This window comes from Pseudomonas cerasi (assembly GCF_027983475.1).
Lineage (GTDB): Bacteria > Pseudomonadota > Gammaproteobacteria > Pseudomonadales > Pseudomonadaceae > Aquipseudomonas > Aquipseudomonas cerasi.
On the sequence record NZ_JAQJVM010000001.1, the window covers coordinates 1,052,043 to 1,067,019 of the forward strand.

Genomic DNA, 14,977 nt, shown 5'->3' on the forward strand with positions numbered 1-14,977 from the left:
CGGTGGCCTGAGCCGGCCGGGGAGACCGATTTCAGCGATTCCCGAGCGTGGCAGTGGCCAAACCGGGAAAGTCTGTAATCAGGCTGTCGACGCCGAAATCAGCGAGCCTGCGCATCAAGGCAGGCTCGTTGACTGTCCATACCGACACATGCAGGCCCTGACGCTGTGCTTTCTGCAGACGCTCCGGGGTACACAGTGTCCAGTTCAATGCCAGAATTTCACAGCCGTAACTCTGGGCGACCTTCAGCGGGTCAAGCCAGGCGTACTCGGCTACCAGCCCGCGCGAGATGTCCGGCGTCAGGTCCAGCGCGGCGCGCAGTACTTCGCGAGAGCTGGAGGTGATCGTCACCTTGTCCAGCAAGCCATGGCGCTGAGCCATTTCACGAATCGCCAGCACGGTGTTGGCGGCGCGAGTGCGTGAAGCGCTTTTGACCTCCAGCTGCCAGTGCTCGAAATCGCATTGTTCGAAGAGTTCTTCCAGGCGTGGAATCGGGCACGGTGAGACCCAGCCAGGGCCACCCTTGCGTGCGTCATACGTCACCAGATCGGCTGCCAGGTGTTCATTGACCTTGCCGCGCCGGTCGGTGGTGCGCTTGAGGGTAGGGTCGTGAATGACCATCAACTCCCCGTCCTTTGAAAGGTGCAGGTCCAGTTCACAGCGGCGCACGCCGTGCTTGAGGCATTCCTGAAAGCTGGTCAGGGTGTTTTCCGGTGCTTCGCCCTTGGCGCCGCGGTGGCCGTAGATAAGGGTCACGTTTACTCCTGGCTACTGCTGATAGTGAAAAAGGGGCAGGGCGTTCAATTTCCGGAGGGCTGGCCCTGTTCCAGTGCTTGACGTCGCTGCTGAGCCTGACGCTGCAACACATGACGGGCGAGTAACTGGCGCTGGGCGTCCGGAAGATTGACAAAGTCGGTGCTGACATCGAAGTTGCCGTCTGCCAGCGTGTCGCACTGCGAAACCCTCGCGCGCAGCATCAGACCCGCGGCCTGTGGCATGAGCACCATCTTGATCGACAGCTGTTCGCCGACGGCAAAAGCCTCTTGCGAATTGAACTGGATCCCGCCTTCGGACAGTTTGACCGGCTGGGGAGCGCCCAGTTTGCCCAGTGCGGTGTGGGCAACCACTTCGCCCAGCAGGTCGATGCGCTTGCTCAGCGACTTGAGAAAACTGTTCAGCACCCGGTCGCGCTCGTCGAGCTGGCGCATCAGATGCTGCGACTCGAACTCGCTGACGTGCAGCTCGCTGAGCAGGTCGAACAGCGTCGAGGTGTCCTGCATGGCATCCTGGCTTGCCTGATCGGCGGCAGACAGGGGGTTAATTTCCAGTGCGACGCTGTCGTCGATACGGTAGTATTCGCGGCGTCCTGCTTCATCTAATGTCGACATGGCGAACCCAAGCTAGCGGCGGTGGTCAGAGAGTTTCGAGTGTAAAGCTGCACGTCAAGGCCCGCCACACGGACGTCCTCATTCCTGCGAACAAATTCCTACATGTTCAGACCTCTTTTTGTATTTATCGGCACGCGCTACACCCGTGCGAAGCGACGCAATCATTTTGTTTCCTTCATCTCCCTGACATCCATGATCGGCCTCGCCCTGGGCGTTGTGGTCATGATAGTCGTGTTATCGGTGATGAATGGTTTCGATCACGAAATGCGTACCCGTGTGCTCGGCATGGTGCCGCACGCGACCATCGAATCCGCTGACCCGATCACCGACTGGCGCGGTCTGGCCGCGAAGGTTCAGGAAAACCCGCAGGTGCTGGCCGTGGCGCCGTTCACCCAGATGCAGGGTTTGCTGACTCACGACGGCAAGGTCCAGAAAGTGCTGCTCAACGGTATCGACCCGCTTGAAGAGCGCAAGGTCTCGATCATTGACCACTTCATCAAGCAGGGCCAGCTCGACAGTCTTTCGCCCGGCAGCTTCGGCATCATGATCGGCGACAAGGCCGCGGCCAAGCTGGGCGTCGGCATCGGTGACAAACTGACCTTCGTTGCACCTGAAGTAACGGTGACGCCGGCCGGGATGTTCCCGCGCATGAAGCGTTTCGAGGTGACCGGCATCTTTCACGTCGGCGCTGGCGAAATCGACGGTTTCCTCGGGCTGACCAACCTCGATGACCTGGGCCGTCTGCACCGCTGGAAGCCCAATCAGGTGCAGGGCCTGCGTCTCAAGTTCGACGACCTGTTCGCCGCGCCACGTACCTCGTGGGAAATCGCGCAGAAGCTGGGCGAAAACAATTTCTACTCGCGTGACTGGACGCGCACCCACGGCAACCTGTATCAGGCCATCCGCATGGAAAAGGCCATGATCGGTCTGTTGCTGCTGCTGATCGTGGCGGTGGCGGCTTTCAATATCATTTCCACGCTGGTGATGGTGGTCAATGACAAGAAGGGCGACATCGCCATTCTGCGTACCCTGGGCGCTACGCCGCGACAGATCATGGCGATATTCATGGTCCAGGGCACGGTGATCGGCGTGGTCGGTACGCTGATCGGCGCGGCACTGGGTATTCTGGCGGCGCTCAATGTCAGCGCAGCCATTGCTGCACTCGAAGGGCTGATCGGCCACAAGTTTCTCAACGCCGACGTCTACTTCATCGATTACCTGCCTTCGCAACTGATGGCCCAGGACGTGTTCCAGGTCTGCGGTGCAGCGTTGGTCCTGAGTTTCCTCGCCACCCTGTATCCCGCCTGGCGTGCTGCGCGCACCCAGCCGGCGGAGGCGTTACGTTATGAGTGAGTCGGGCATGTCTGATAAAGCAGTATTGAGTTGCCGCAACCTGGGTAAATCCTACGAGGAAGGCCCGGAATCCGTGGTGGTGTTGTCCGGTCTGCAGCTGGAGTTGCACCCCGGCGAGCGTGTCGCGATCGTCGGCAGTTCGGGGTCGGGCAAAAGTACCTTGCTCAACCTGCTGGGTGGGCTGGATACGCCGTCCGAAGGCAGTGTGTGGCTCGCGGGCGAAGAGTTGTCGGCGCTGGGCGAAAAGGCCCGAGGCCTGCTGCGTAACCGGGCGCTGGGTTTCGTCTACCAGTTCCACCATCTGCTGCCGGAATTCACTGCGCTTGAAAACGTCTGCATGCCATTGCTGATCGGCCGTACGCCCATCCCTGAAGCCCGCAAGCGTTCCACCGCACTGCTGGAGCGTGTCGGTCTCGGGCATCGTCTGGCGCACAAGCCTTCGGAGCTGTCCGGTGGCGAGCGTCAGCGTGTGGCAATTGCCCGTGCCTTGATCAATCAGCCGGGTCTGGTGATGCTCGACGAGCCTACCGGCAACCTCGATCACCACACGGCGCAGGGCATTCAGGACCTGATGCGTGAATTGAGCACGTCGTCGCGCACGGCGTTTCTGATCGTGACCCATGACATGAACCTGGCCCGGCAAATGGACCGTGTCCTGCGTCTGGAAGACGGCCGCCTCGTCGAGGCCTGATCGACCCGGCCCGGCGCCATTCATCGCGTCGGGTTCCAGTTTTTATACGGTGTATTTTTCCACGGTGCTTCGCGAATGTTCAGACCGTTACCCATCTTCATCGGCATGCGCTATACCCGCGCCAAACGCCGCAAAAGCTTCATCTCGTTCATTTCGATGACCTCGATGATCGGTCTGGCACTCGGTGTCCTGGCGATGATCGTGGTGCTGTCGGTCATGAACGGTTTCCAGCGGGAAATGAGCTCGCGGATTCTCGGCATGGTGCCGCACGCGGTCATTGCCGGTACCACGCCGGTCGATGACTGGAAACCGCTGGCCGACGCTGCGCTGAAAAACCCTGAAGTCACTGCTGCCGTGCCGTTCACCGACATGGAAGGCATGCTGTCCTACAAGGGCTCGATGCAGCCGATCCAGATCAGCGGTGTCGACCCGGCGCTGGAACATGAAGTGTCGATCGTCACGCAGCACATCACCCGCGGAAGCCTCGAAGACCTCAAGCCGGGCGAGTTCGGCGTGGTGCTCGGTGATATCACCGCACGCCGCTTTCGTTTGACCATCGGCGACAAGCTGACCCTGATCGTGCCGGAAGTGAGCAGCGCCCCTGGCGGCATCACGCCGCGCCTGCAACGCCTGACTGTCGTGGGTATCTTCAAGGTCGGTGCCGAGCTGGACGGTTCGATGGGCCTGATCAACATCGCCGATGCGGCACAGATGCAGCGCTGGCAGCCGAACCAGGTTCAGGGTGTGCGACTGGCGCTCAAGGATCTGTACAAGGCGCCTCAGGTGTCCACCGCCATTGCCGCCGGCCTCGGTGAGGGCTATCGCGCCGATGACTGGACCCACACTCAGGGCAGCCTGTTCAGCGCCATGAAGATGGAAAAGACCATGATCGGTCTGTTGCTGCTGATGATCGTCGCCGTGGCGGCGTTCAACATCATTGCCACGCTGATCATGGTGGTCAACGACAAGGGCGCAGATATCGCCATCCTGCGCACCATCGGCGCCACGCCGCGGCAGATCATGGCGATTTTCGTGGTCCAGGGCACCGTCATCGGCATTGTCGGTACATTGATCGGCGGCATCCTGGGGATTATTGCAGCGCTGAACGTCAGCAGCCTGGTGGGCTGGATCGAGCGGGTCAGCGGCCAGCACATCTTCAGTTCCGATGTGTATTTCATCAGCAACCTGCCGTCCGAACTGCAGGCCGGTGACGTGCTGCTGATCTGCAGTGCCGGGTTTATCCTGAGCTTTCTGGCGACCATCTACCCCGCATGGCGCGCCGCGCAGATCCAGCCAGCGCACGCACTGCGTTACGAGTGACAGGGCCTTAGACACCTTCGTCGAGGCCGCACGGCGGCCTGCGCGGGTGGCGGGGCAAGGCTGATTTCGCTGAAAGCCCCGCGCAAACGCTATAAACTCGCCGCGTTAATTCATGATCCAGGTATCGCCATGCATCCCGCAGCCGAACACTCGCCGCTGGGCAAGTCCAGTGAGTACATCGCCACCTACACGCCGTCTCTGTTGTTCCCGATTCCTCGTGCCGCAAAATGGGCCGAGCTTGGGCTCACCGCGCAGACGCTGCCTTATCAGGGTGTCGATTTCTGGAACTGCTACGAGCTGTCATGGCTGCTGCCTTCCGGCAAGCCGGTGGTGGCCATTGGCGAATTCAGTATTCCGGCCGAATCGCCGAACATCATCGAATCGAAGTCGTTCAAGCTGTACCTCAATTCGCTGAATCAGACAGCTTTCGCGAGCGTCGAACAGCTGCAGACCACCCTTGAGCAGGATCTGTCGGCCGCGGCGGGCAAGCCGGTCGGGGTGCGTATTCGCAGTCTGGCGGCGATCGAAGAAGAAGGTGTCGCGGCTTTGCCGGGCGTATGTATCGACGACCTGGACATCTCGGTCAGCAGCTATGACCGGCCGCAGCCCGAGTTGCTGCATTGTGATGACTCGCGGGTGGTGGAAGAGAGCGTGCACAGTCACCTGCTCAAGTCCAACTGCCCGGTCACCAGTCAGCCCGACTGGGGCAGTGTAGTCGTCGAATATCGCGGCGCGGCGCTGGATCATGCCAGCCTGCTGGCGTATATCGTCAGCTTCCGCCAGCAGTCGGACTTTCACGAGCAGTGTGTGGAAAGAATCTTCCTCGACCTGCAGCGTTTGCTCAAACCGGAAAAACTGACGGTTTACGCACGCTACGTGCGCCGCGGGGGTCTGGATATCAACCCGTATCGCAGCACAGAAACGCTGGACGTGAGCAATCGCAGGCTGGCGCGGCAGTAATAGCGTCTGCCGCCAAGGGCGTGGACGCAGAGCGTCCGGAACGGCATTCCCACGCGGAGCGTGAGGAACGATAGGTGTGTGGGCATGCATTGGGTGACGCTCTGCGTCAAAACTCTGCGTCGCACCGCGCATCAGCGGCCGGACGCAGAGCCATTAGAACGGCATCCCCCAATCAGACCCCGATATTGCCTAGCGTCTGCACGATGTTGCGCAAGGTGCCGGCGATGGTCGGATGCTCCAGCTCGAAACGCTCGACGGCCAGATTCACGCCATCAGCCAGGCTGCTGTCCTGCTCGTGGGTGGCCTGTTCCAGCTGAATTTTAGTTTCAATTTGTTGCATGAGTTCGTGCAGGTTTTCCCGCTCGGACTCTGACATCGGCGGGTTATGCTCCAGTTGCTCGCGCAGGGTATTGAGTTGCTCTTGCAGTTCGCGGGCGGGCATGACGTGCTCCTTGATTGATAAGTCTGTCTCATGGACTTCGCCGGAGCGTTAAAGGTCCATGTTCACTCAAGACTAATCCAGTCAACGCCTTGCTGCATATGTATCAGGGTTTTTCGCCCTTGCTGCGTCGCAGGGCAATGTCGGCCAGGCAGGATTCCAGTTCACCCAGGTGGTCGATCACCGAATGCACGCCCAGCGAATAGAGTTTAAGCGTGGCCTGTGCGCGTCGCTGTTCGCGTTCTGCATCGCCGAGTGCCTGCCATTGTGAAGGCGAGAGCCCGCACAGTGGTCCGCAGGATGCCAGGCCAATGGTCCACAGTCCGGCGTTCAGTCCGGACTGCAACAGGCGCGGGTCGCCGCTGATCAGGACGCAACCATCCAGGTGGCTGACTTTCAGGGCCATCAATGCCATCCAGCAGGCATCCGGGGCGGGCCAGCCTGCAGTGGGGCGGGGCGCGGGAATCATCCAGTCATTCACCGGCACAGCCAGTGCGCTGCTCACGCTTTCAGGCAGTTCCTCAAGCCAGGCGCAAGGCATGCTCTGCTCGCGCAGGGTCTGCAGAATAGCCTCTGCGCCCGGTGTGAACTGTGTGTGCTCATGGCCGGGTGCGCGCGAGTTCGCGGCCTGCGCACCGAAGTCCACCAGGCAGCCGCTCAGGCCGAACAGCAGGGCAGGGAAGGTTGGCAAAGGCGTGATGACCGGGGCGAGCATGAGGATCTCTCTGAAATATCGAGAAACGCTACCGATCTTTTGTGACACTTCGATGAATGTGCGATGACGGGGTTTATGCGGAACCCTTTGCTGACAGACCTGCCTTATTCTCGACAGAAGGCTTTATACTCCCTGTCCTAGCGTGTGGGGCGTAGCACCCGCGTCATTATTTCGATATCTCGATCAGGAGTGTCAGCTATGCCCGTGACCGGTGCAGGCTTTATCAAACGTTTGGTGCAATTGTCCCTGTGTGCAGGCATCGCGCTGGTTCCAGTAGCCGTTCAGGCCGCTGAGGACGATCCCTGGGAAGGTATCAACCGTTCCATTTTCACCTTCAACGATACCCTTGATGCCTACACGCTCAAGCCGCTGGCCAAGGGGTATCAGTACATCGCGCCGCAATTCGTCGAAGACGGTATCCATAACTTCTTCAGCAACATCGGCGATGTCGGCAACCTGGCGAACAACGTGCTGCAGGCCAAGCCTGAAGCGGCGGGCGTCGACACGGCGCGCCTGATCGTCAACACTACTTTCGGTCTGCTGGGCTTCATCGACGTGGGTACCCGCATGGGCCTGCAGCGCAACGATGAAGACTTCGGTCAGACGCTGGGCTACTGGGGCGTGCCGAGCGGCCCGTTCGTGGTCATTCCGTTTCTGGGGCCAAGCACCGTACGTGATGCGTTCGCCAAGTACCCGGACACCTACACCTCGCCTTACCGCTACATCGATCATGTCCCGACCCGTAACACGGCGCTGGGCGTCAACCTGGTCGATACGCGGGCCAGCCTGCTGTCTGCCGAGCGCATGGTCAGTGGCGATCGCTACACCTTCATTCGCAATGCCTATTTGCAGAACCGCGAGTTCAAGGTCAAGGATGGCAAGGTCGAAGACGATTTTTAATCGCTGCTTTGCCTCTGCATGAATCAATAAAGGCGACCCTGGGTCGCCTTTATTATTTTGTAAAAATGTGAACCTGTTCCGCCTGTTTTCATTTCATCGAGACGATTGAAAGCCCCAGTTTCTGTACGCCACCTTCTTCATCATTCACCCAGACCACCTCGGTTTCGGCTTCAAGCCCCTTGAGCGCAGGATGGTCAGAGTCAATGCGCACGCTGAGTTTGTCTCCGACCTGGAACAAGCGTGGCGCCTGAACCTGCATGCCGGAGCTTGAAAGATCAATGCATACGGCAGGGATGACCTGGCCGGCGTGGATCAGGTTGACGTCTGCATCGACGCGCATGCGGATGTAATCCCGCTTTTCCTCGTAGTCGCGATCATTTCGACTCATGTACAGTCCTTCGTTTTAGTTGCTGATTTGTGAGTTCTTATAACTCTGGGTGATTTGCGATGTAAAGAGCGCAAAGTGAGGGTAGGAGCATGCTTGAAACACCCGTCGGATGGGAGTACCGTCTGCGCCTTGAAGGGCACCTCTGAAACACGACAGACTTATCAAGTTACTGCGTGTTATTGCGGAGAGGCTAGAAGCGAATCCAGTAAGCGGTTTCCGGTAATCCCGGGCCGCCTACGCCAACCTGATCTGGCGCCGTTTGCCCCCATGCCAAAAACCAGTGCCAAGCTGCTGATTATCGATGACGACGACGTAGTGCGCGCAAGCCTTGCCGCCTACCTTGAAGACAGTGGCTTCAGCGTTCTGCAAGCGAGTAATGGCTTGCAGGGAATTCAGATATTCGAGCAGGAGAACCCCGATCTGGTGGTCTGCGATCTTCGCATGCCACAGATGGGCGGGCTTGAGCTGATCCGTCAGGTCACCGCCATCGCTCCGCAGACGCCTGTCATCGTCGTTTCCGGTGCGGGCGTGATGAGCGATGCAGTCGAGGCCTTGCGCCTTGGCGCTGCCGACTACCTGATCAAGCCTCTCGAAGATCTTGCCGTGCTCGAGCATTCGGTGCGCCGTGCGCTGGATCGGGCGCGCCTGCTCACTGAAAACCAGGTCTACCGCGAAAAGCTGGAAAAGGCCAATCGCGAACTCGAAGCCAGCCTTCACCTGTTGCAGGAAGACCAGGACGCAGGTCGGCAAGTGCAGATGAACATGCTGCCAATCACTCCGTGGTCGATTGATGCATTCAAGTTTGCCCACCAGATCATTCCGTCGTTGTACCTGTCCGGCGATTTTGTCGATTATTTCAGGGTCGACGAGCGGCGTGTCGCTTTTTACCTGGCCGATGTTTCAGGTCATGGGGCGTCATCGGCATTCATTACCGTACTGCTGAAGTTCATGACCACGCGGCTGCTGTTCGAGTCCAAGCGTGGCGGAACGCTTCCGGAGTTCAAGCCATCGGATGTGCTGGGGCATATCAATCGCGGCCTTATCAGTTGCAAGCTGGGCAAGCACGTTACGATGGTCGGCGGTGTCATCGATGAAGAGTCAGGTAAACTGACGTACGCAGTGGGCGGACATCTGCCACTGCCTGTGTTGTATTCCGAAGGGCAGGCGCATTATCTGGAAGGTCGTGGACTGCCGGTCGGGTTGTTCAATGAGGCCACCTATCAGGATCATGAAATTGATCTGCCCGAGTCCTTCAGTCTGACCATGTTGTCTGATGGCATACTGGACTTGTTACCCGGTGATACACTCAAAGAGAAAGAAGCCGTCCTTCCCGAATTGGTCAAGACGGCTGGCGGCAGCCTGGATGGCTTGCAGCGGGTTTTTGAATTGGCAACGCTAGGGGAGATGCCGGATGATATCGCCTTGTTAGTGTTAAGCAGGAATCTTGAATGAGTACCGGTAGAATCCAGTTCGCCGAGCAGGAAGGCACCTTCGTTCTCAAGTTCGTGGGTGAAGTACGGTTGACGCTGTGTTCGGCCCTGGATGCGACTATCGAGCGCATCTTCACTGCGCTGAATTTCTCGGCGGTGGTCATTGACCTGACCGAAACGCGCAGCATTGACAGCACCACGCTTGGCCTGCTGGCCAAACTCTCGATTCTGTCACGCCAGAAGGTGGGCCTGTTACCGACGCTCGTGACCACTCACGAGGACATCACGCGCCTGTTGCAGTCGATGGGCTTTGATCAGGTCTTCAACATCGTTGACCGGCCTCTGCCGCGGCCTGAGTGCCTGACTGATCTGCCTTCACAGGACCAGTGCGAAGAAGTGGTGAAGGCCAAGGTGCTCGAAGCGCACAAGATCCTGATGGGCCTCAACGATTCCAATCGTGAAGCGTTCCATGATCTGGTCAATGCACTGGAAGGTCAGCGCTAGGCCGCTGCGCTGAATCGCAGGCAGCAAAAAGGGCGGCATCCGCGAGGATGCCGCCCTTTTTTTCGTATCAGGCTTTCTTGGCAGGAAGCAGCGCTTCCAGTTTTTCCTGATCGCGAGCGAACTGACGAATGCCTTCAGCCAGTTTCTCGGTGGCCATGGCATCTTCGTTGGAATTCCAGCGGAACTGGCTCTCGGTCAGGCTCTGACGTGGCTCGCCTGCATTATTGCCCGGAGCAAGCTTGCGCTCCAGTGTGCCGGTGTCTTCGGCCAATTGTTTGAGCAGCTCGGTGCTGATGGTCAGACGATCACAACCGGCCAACTGTTCGATCTGATTCAAGTTGCGGAAGCTGGCACCCATCACGACAGTCTTGAAGTCGTTGGCCTTGTAATAATTGTAGATGCGCGTTACCGACTGCACGCCCGGGTCTTCTGCACCAGTGTAATCGGTGCCTGTCGACTTCTTGTACCAGTCGTAGATGCGGCCCACGAACGGCGAAATCAGGAAGACGCCAGCCTCGGCGCAAGCGACAGCCTGGGCGAAGGAAAACAGCAACGTCAGGTTGGTCTGGATACCTTTCTTCTCAAGGTATTCGGCGGCGCGGATGCCTTCCCAAGTGGAGGCAAGCTTCACCAGCACGCGATCATTTTCGACACCGGCAGCGTTGTAAAGCCCGATCAGGCGTTCACTGCGTTCGATCAGAGCGTTGGTGTCAAAGGACAGTCGGGCATCCACTTCAGTGGACACGCGGCCGGGTACAACCTTGAGAATCTCCTGACCGATGGCCACTGCGAAATGATCGCAGGCCAGGCCTATGTCGCCCTTGCCAAGGGCGAATGCCTCCTCGAGCATCGCTTTGTTGCTTTCGCTCGAAGCGGCCTTGAGCAGCAAAGAAGGGTTGGTGGTTGCATCTTGAGGCTTGAGGCTCTTGATTGCGCCGAAGTCGCCGGTGTCAGCAACAACGGTGGTGAATTTCTTGAGTTGATCCAGCTTGGAAGTCATGAGCGTGCTCTGTCCTGTGCGGTTGGATGACATTACCCGAGCGCTGCCGACCACTCAAGGCCGCAGCGTTTACTGCTGCCGATGATAGGCCCTGAGGGACGGCGTTGTCGTGAATACCTTTGTCTAGAGTGTTTTTGAGCCTCGCACAGACCGCTTGTTCCCTTGATGTGAATTTAACCTCTTGAAGAGCGGCCTGCACGTTGCGCAATGGGCGCGAACATCAGCTTACCGTGCCTTCGACAGAAGGCCGCGGCGCTGGGGTGAGCCGGGTTCGCAATCAGACCGGGCTGTGGCGTCGAGTGGCGCATTGGGGTAAAGATGCTGTTCAACTCGCGATGATCTGAAGGAACCAGCATGCATTCACGACGCTTCCCCCTCACTGCCGCCATCGGACTTTCCCTGGTTTCCATGGGTCTGTTTTCCATAGCTGCCAATGCCGCCGAGCTGTCACCCGATCAGTTGCTGAAAAAAGCCCAGGCCGAACAACCGGCCTACCTCGACACTGTCCGGCAACTGGTCGATATCGACACAGGCACCGGCGAGGCACCCGGGCTGAAGACCGTCAGCGCGATGCTGGTCGAACGTCTCAAGGCGCTTGGCGCTGAAGTCTCCACCACGCCGGCAGATCCTTCGGCGGGGGACAATATCGTCGGCACGTTCAAAGGCGACGGCACGCGTTCTTTTCTGTTGATGGTCCACTACGACACGGTGTTCGGGCCGGGCACTGCCGCCAAGCGTCCCTTCAGGCTCGACAGCGAGCGCGCCTATGGGCCAGGGGTGGCAGATGCCAAGGGCGGCGTGGCGATGATTCTGCACGCACTGCAGTTGTTGCAGAATGAGCACTTCAAGGAGTTCGGTACGCTCACTGTGCTCTTTAACCCGGACGAGGAGACCGGCTCCAGCGGTTCGAAAAAAGTCATCGCCGAACTCGCTCGCCAGCATGACTACGTGTTTTCGTACGAGCCGCCTGACAAGGATGCCGTCACCGTCGCCACCAACGGCATCAATGGCCTGCTCCTCGATGTCAAAGGCAAATCATCACATGCGGGCTCCGCTCCCGAGGCCGGGCGCAATGCCGCCATCGAGCTGGCGCATCAGTTGCTGCAGCTTAAGGACCTCGGCGACCCAGGCAAAGGCACGACCGTCAACTGGACACTGATCAAGGGCGGGGAGAAGCGCAACATCATTCCATCCAGCGCATCAGCCGAGGCGGACATGCGCTATTCCGACCTCAGCGAGAGCGATCGCGTACTGGCTGATGGCCAAAAAATCGTGAAGAAGACACTGGTCGATGGCACCGAAGTGACCTTGCGAATGGAAAAAGGCCGACCGCCGCTGGCCAGAAACCCTGGCTCCGAACAGCTGGCGAAAACCGCGCAGGCGCTTTACCAGAAAACAGGCCGCACTCTGGAGCCGATTGCCATGCGTTTCGGTACCGATGCGGGCTATGCCTACGTACCGGGGAGTGCAAAACCTGCGGTACTCGAAACCATGGGCGTGGTCGGCGCCGGTCTGCATGCCGACGATGAATACATTGAGTTGTCGAGCATCGCGCCCAGGCTTTACCTGACCGTGGCGCTGATTACGCAGTTGTCGAAGGGCGATGCTGCGCCCTGACGACTCGTGAGGGGAGCGTTGACAGGCGTGGTCTGCGGGCCACGCCATCTGTCGATGCGTGGGGCATTGCGATTGACCTGATCACCGATAAATGATTAACTGTATATATATACAGTTTATCAGAAAAGGCTCGCCTCATGAGTGTTACATTCCTTGGCCCGTTGTCGGCAGGGGGCATCAAGCTTCCGTTCATATCGCTGTCGTCCGTTGGCTCCAGATCGCCAGTGGTCGAGAAGCATGTTTCCATCGCCGAGCTTTGCGAGGTCCGTGAGCCGCACGCCTACCTGGCCATGATCGAAGACCAAGGCATGCAAGGGGGCGGCATGTGCAGCGGGGACATGCTGGTGGTCGACCGCAGCCAGTACGCTGAGCACGGTGACATCGTCGTTGCCTCGCTCAATGCACGGCAGATCTGCCGGCGTCTGCACATGCGCGGCGATGTGGTGATTCTGGAATCGCAAAATCCGGATTACCCACCACTGCGTGTCACCGACAACGATGACCTGATCATTCTGGGCGTGGTCACCTATAGCCTGAAAAACCTGCTGGAGGGCCGCGCTGCATCATCAGCTCATCGATGAACAGACGCATGTCCTTGCATTGCAAGGCGCTGCGTGATCTGCTGCCCACTCTTTGGCTTTTATCGGAATACCGAGCGCATGCAAGAACGACTTGACCAGCTACGGCTCCCCAAGCCTGTACAGGGAGCAATCAGTGATCTGGTAAGGGCGCTCGACGCAACCAGCACATGCGCCGACGTGGAAGCCGAAGCCGCGTTGCAGATTGAATACATTCACGGTCTTGAGACCAGCAGAAAGTTGCGCCCAGCGGATGCCGAAGCGCTTTACATCATTTTCGACGACGCAGTTCAGGCTCGCTTACAGGCACTTTCCGATTAGATCCGGTATTCCATTAGTCCGCTGACTGTGTGAACTTCACTCCAGATTTTATCTGTCCGCAGGGTCGGGACGGGTGCCCGTCTCACTCTACGAACCTGCAATCTGCGGAGTTCATGTTCAGGTTTGAATGGCTATGCGTTTATCAGGCTTCATCCTCGAAAACATCGAACCTATCGTGCGCGAGTGGACCGATTTCGCACGCACCCTGTCTCCGGCCGGTGAGCCTTTGGATACCACAGAGCTCAGGGACCATGTCGAGCAAATGCTGCGGGCGATCGCCACTGATCTGGAAACGGATCAGTCGTTGCAACAGCAGGTCGACAAATCGCAGGGCCACGGCGTGTCACATGAACAAACCGCAGCCAAAAGCCACGCGATCACTCGACTGATGTCGGGCTTCACCATCGATCAGGTGGTTTCGGAGTTTCGGGCATTACGGGCGAGCGTGATCAAACAGTGGATGTCGCGAGAAGCGCTGGACACTCAACAGCAGATCGAAGACATGATTCGTTTCAACGAGGCGATAGATCAGGCCCTGGCCGAGTCTATCTCCAGCTATACCAGCGCGATTCAGGCATCACGCAATATATTTCTTGGCATCCTCGGGCACGATTTGCGTACCCCGCTAAGCGCCATACTGCTGGGGGCCGACGTATTGCTGCGCACCCATGATCTGGGCGCGCGGCCAACCAAGGTTGCATCGAGGATCTACTCCAGCGTGAAGCGGGCCAACCAGATCGTCGGCGATCTGCTCGACTTCACGCGCTCACAGATCGGTCCCGGCATCCCGTTGAAAAAGACCAAAATAGACATGCAACCGATCTGCGTTCGCATCGTTGACGAATCGAGTACCGTCAACCCGGAAGCAGACATTCGCTTGACGTCGGAGGACCCGGTCATCGGCCGCTTCGATGGCGATCGACTGGAGCAGGTCTTCTCGAACCTCATCGGCAACGCCATACAGCACGGCAATAGCTGCGATCCCGTCGAAGTGACGCTGGCCGTTTCGGAGGGCGAGCTGCGCTTTATCGTCCACAACACCGGCAGCCCGATTCCCGCAGATGTGCTGCCGTTCATCTTCAACCCGATGGACCGCTACTCACCCGAAAAGATGACCGACAACGGACCTTATTCAAGCCTGGGACTGGGTCTGTTCATCGTCGACAGGATTGTCGACGCGCACGGCGGGCGTATCGAGGTGACGTCGAAAGCGGATCATGGGACTACGTTTGCGGTGTTCATTCCGTTGAGTGCGGGGTGAGGTGGGGGCGGTTGTCAGTCAGAGGTGTATATCCGACACCGACACACATAGTGTCCCGGTCTTGCTCCTGAGGTGAGGACCTGCTTTCAAGCATCTTGCGGGCGACAGAGATGC

17 protein-coding genes are annotated in these 14,977 nt (G+C 58.7%); 11 read left to right on the plus strand and 6 right to left on the minus strand.

Annotation, left to right across the window (positions count from 1 at the left end; genetic code table 11):
• Positions 1-31 precede the first annotated feature (31 nt).
• Entirely contained in the window at positions 32-754 is a 723-nt protein-coding gene (locus tag PI739_RS04635; RefSeq protein ID WP_058415942.1) for a glycerophosphodiester phosphodiesterase, read from the minus strand.
• A gap of 44 nt (positions 755-798) precedes the next feature.
• Positions 799-1,386, minus strand: coding sequence for a PilZ domain-containing protein (locus tag PI739_RS04640; RefSeq protein ID WP_187809631.1), 588 nt, complete (start codon positions 1,384-1,386; stop codon positions 799-801).
• Positions 1,387-1,488: 102 nt separating this feature from the next.
• Here PI739_RS04640 and PI739_RS04645 point away from each other — a divergent pair, with 102 nt between their 5' ends.
• From PI739_RS04645 to queF, 4 genes are all read left to right on the plus strand, one after another.
• Positions 1,489-2,739: a lipoprotein-releasing ABC transporter permease subunit gene (locus tag PI739_RS04645; protein ID WP_003315078.1), complete on the plus strand. Its 1,251-nt coding sequence runs from the start codon at positions 1,489-1,491 to the stop codon at positions 2,737-2,739.
• A gap of 7 nt (positions 2,740-2,746) precedes the next feature.
• The gene (gene lolD / locus PI739_RS04650) at positions 2,747-3,430 is read left to right on the plus strand and encodes a lipoprotein-releasing ABC transporter ATP-binding protein LolD (protein ID WP_016567727.1); all 684 of its coding nucleotides are present in this window, start codon (positions 2,747-2,749) and stop codon (positions 3,428-3,430) included.
• Positions 3,431-3,505: 75 nt separating this feature from the next.
• Complete coding sequence (locus tag PI739_RS04655; RefSeq protein WP_003371628.1) at positions 3,506-4,750, plus strand: lipoprotein-releasing ABC transporter permease subunit; 1,245 nt, start codon at positions 3,506-3,508, stop codon at positions 4,748-4,750.
• A 129-nt stretch (positions 4,751-4,879) separates the two neighbouring features.
• Positions 4,880-5,710, plus strand: coding sequence for an NADPH-dependent 7-cyano-7-deazaguanine reductase QueF (gene queF, locus PI739_RS04660; protein WP_271351514.1), 831 nt, complete (start codon positions 4,880-4,882; stop codon positions 5,708-5,710).
• A 172-nt stretch (positions 5,711-5,882) separates the two neighbouring features.
• On the opposite strand, the gene PI739_RS04665 is transcribed toward queF, so the two are convergent.
• On the minus strand, positions 5,883-6,152 hold the full coding sequence (locus PI739_RS04665) for a DUF4404 family protein (protein WP_003315072.1): 270 nt from the start codon (positions 6,150-6,152) through the stop codon (positions 5,883-5,885).
• A 103-nt stretch (positions 6,153-6,255) separates the two neighbouring features.
• Positions 6,256-6,864 carry an HAD superfamily inactivated hydrolase PcrP gene (locus PI739_RS04670; protein ID WP_003436603.1) on the minus strand — a complete coding sequence of 203 codons (609 nt, stop codon included), beginning with the start codon at positions 6,862-6,864 and terminating at the stop codon, positions 6,256-6,258.
• A gap of 198 nt (positions 6,865-7,062) precedes the next feature.
• On the opposite strand from PI739_RS04670, the gene PI739_RS04675 reads away from it, so the two are divergent.
• On the plus strand, positions 7,063-7,764 hold the full coding sequence (locus PI739_RS04675) for an MlaA family lipoprotein (RefSeq protein WP_003371636.1): 702 nt from the start codon (positions 7,063-7,065) through the stop codon (positions 7,762-7,764).
• Positions 7,765-7,852: 88 nt separating this feature from the next.
• On the opposite strand, the gene PI739_RS04680 is transcribed toward PI739_RS04675, so the two are convergent.
• Positions 7,853-8,152: a PilZ domain-containing protein gene (locus PI739_RS04680; protein WP_003371638.1), complete on the minus strand. Its 300-nt coding sequence runs from the start codon at positions 8,150-8,152 to the stop codon at positions 7,853-7,855.
• Between the two features lie 267 nt (positions 8,153-8,419).
• Here PI739_RS04680 and rssB point away from each other — a divergent pair, with 267 nt between their 5' ends.
• Both rssB and rssC read left to right on the plus strand, forming a co-directional pair.
• Positions 8,420-9,604: a two-component system response regulator RssB gene (rssB, locus tag PI739_RS04685; protein ID WP_003315068.1), complete on the plus strand. Its 1,185-nt coding sequence runs from the start codon at positions 8,420-8,422 to the stop codon at positions 9,602-9,604.
• On the plus strand, positions 9,601-10,086 hold the full coding sequence (rssC, locus tag PI739_RS04690; protein ID WP_003315067.1) for an anti-sigma factor antagonist RssC: 486 nt from the start codon (positions 9,601-9,603) through the stop codon (positions 10,084-10,086). Before rssB ends, rssC begins: the two co-directional genes overlap by 4 nt.
• A gap of 67 nt (positions 10,087-10,153) precedes the next feature.
• Here rssC and tal read toward each other — a convergent pair whose 3' ends face one another.
• Positions 10,154-11,086, minus strand: coding sequence for a transaldolase (gene tal / locus PI739_RS04695; RefSeq protein WP_003371640.1), 933 nt, complete (start codon positions 11,084-11,086; stop codon positions 10,154-10,156).
• Between the two features lie 354 nt (positions 11,087-11,440).
• Here tal and PI739_RS04700 point away from each other — a divergent pair, with 354 nt between their 5' ends.
• The 4 genes from PI739_RS04700 to PI739_RS04715 all read left to right on the plus strand — a co-directional run bounded on the left by PI739_RS04700 (position 11,441) and on the right by PI739_RS04715 (position 14,863).
• Complete coding sequence (locus PI739_RS04700; RefSeq protein ID WP_271351515.1) at positions 11,441-12,703, plus strand: M20/M25/M40 family metallo-hydrolase; 1,263 nt, start codon at positions 11,441-11,443, stop codon at positions 12,701-12,703.
• A 137-nt stretch (positions 12,704-12,840) separates the two neighbouring features.
• Positions 12,841-13,284, plus strand: coding sequence for a S24 family peptidase (locus PI739_RS04705; RefSeq protein WP_271351516.1), 444 nt, complete (start codon positions 12,841-12,843; stop codon positions 13,282-13,284).
• A gap of 78 nt (positions 13,285-13,362) precedes the next feature.
• Positions 13,363-13,602, plus strand: a complete 240-nt coding sequence (locus PI739_RS04710; protein WP_003436596.1) for a hypothetical protein — start codon at positions 13,363-13,365, stop codon at positions 13,600-13,602.
• A gap of 133 nt (positions 13,603-13,735) precedes the next feature.
• Positions 13,736-14,863: a sensor histidine kinase gene (locus PI739_RS04715; protein ID WP_003436595.1), complete on the plus strand. Its 1,128-nt coding sequence runs from the start codon at positions 13,736-13,738 to the stop codon at positions 14,861-14,863.
• Positions 14,864-14,977: the final 114 nt, after the last annotated feature.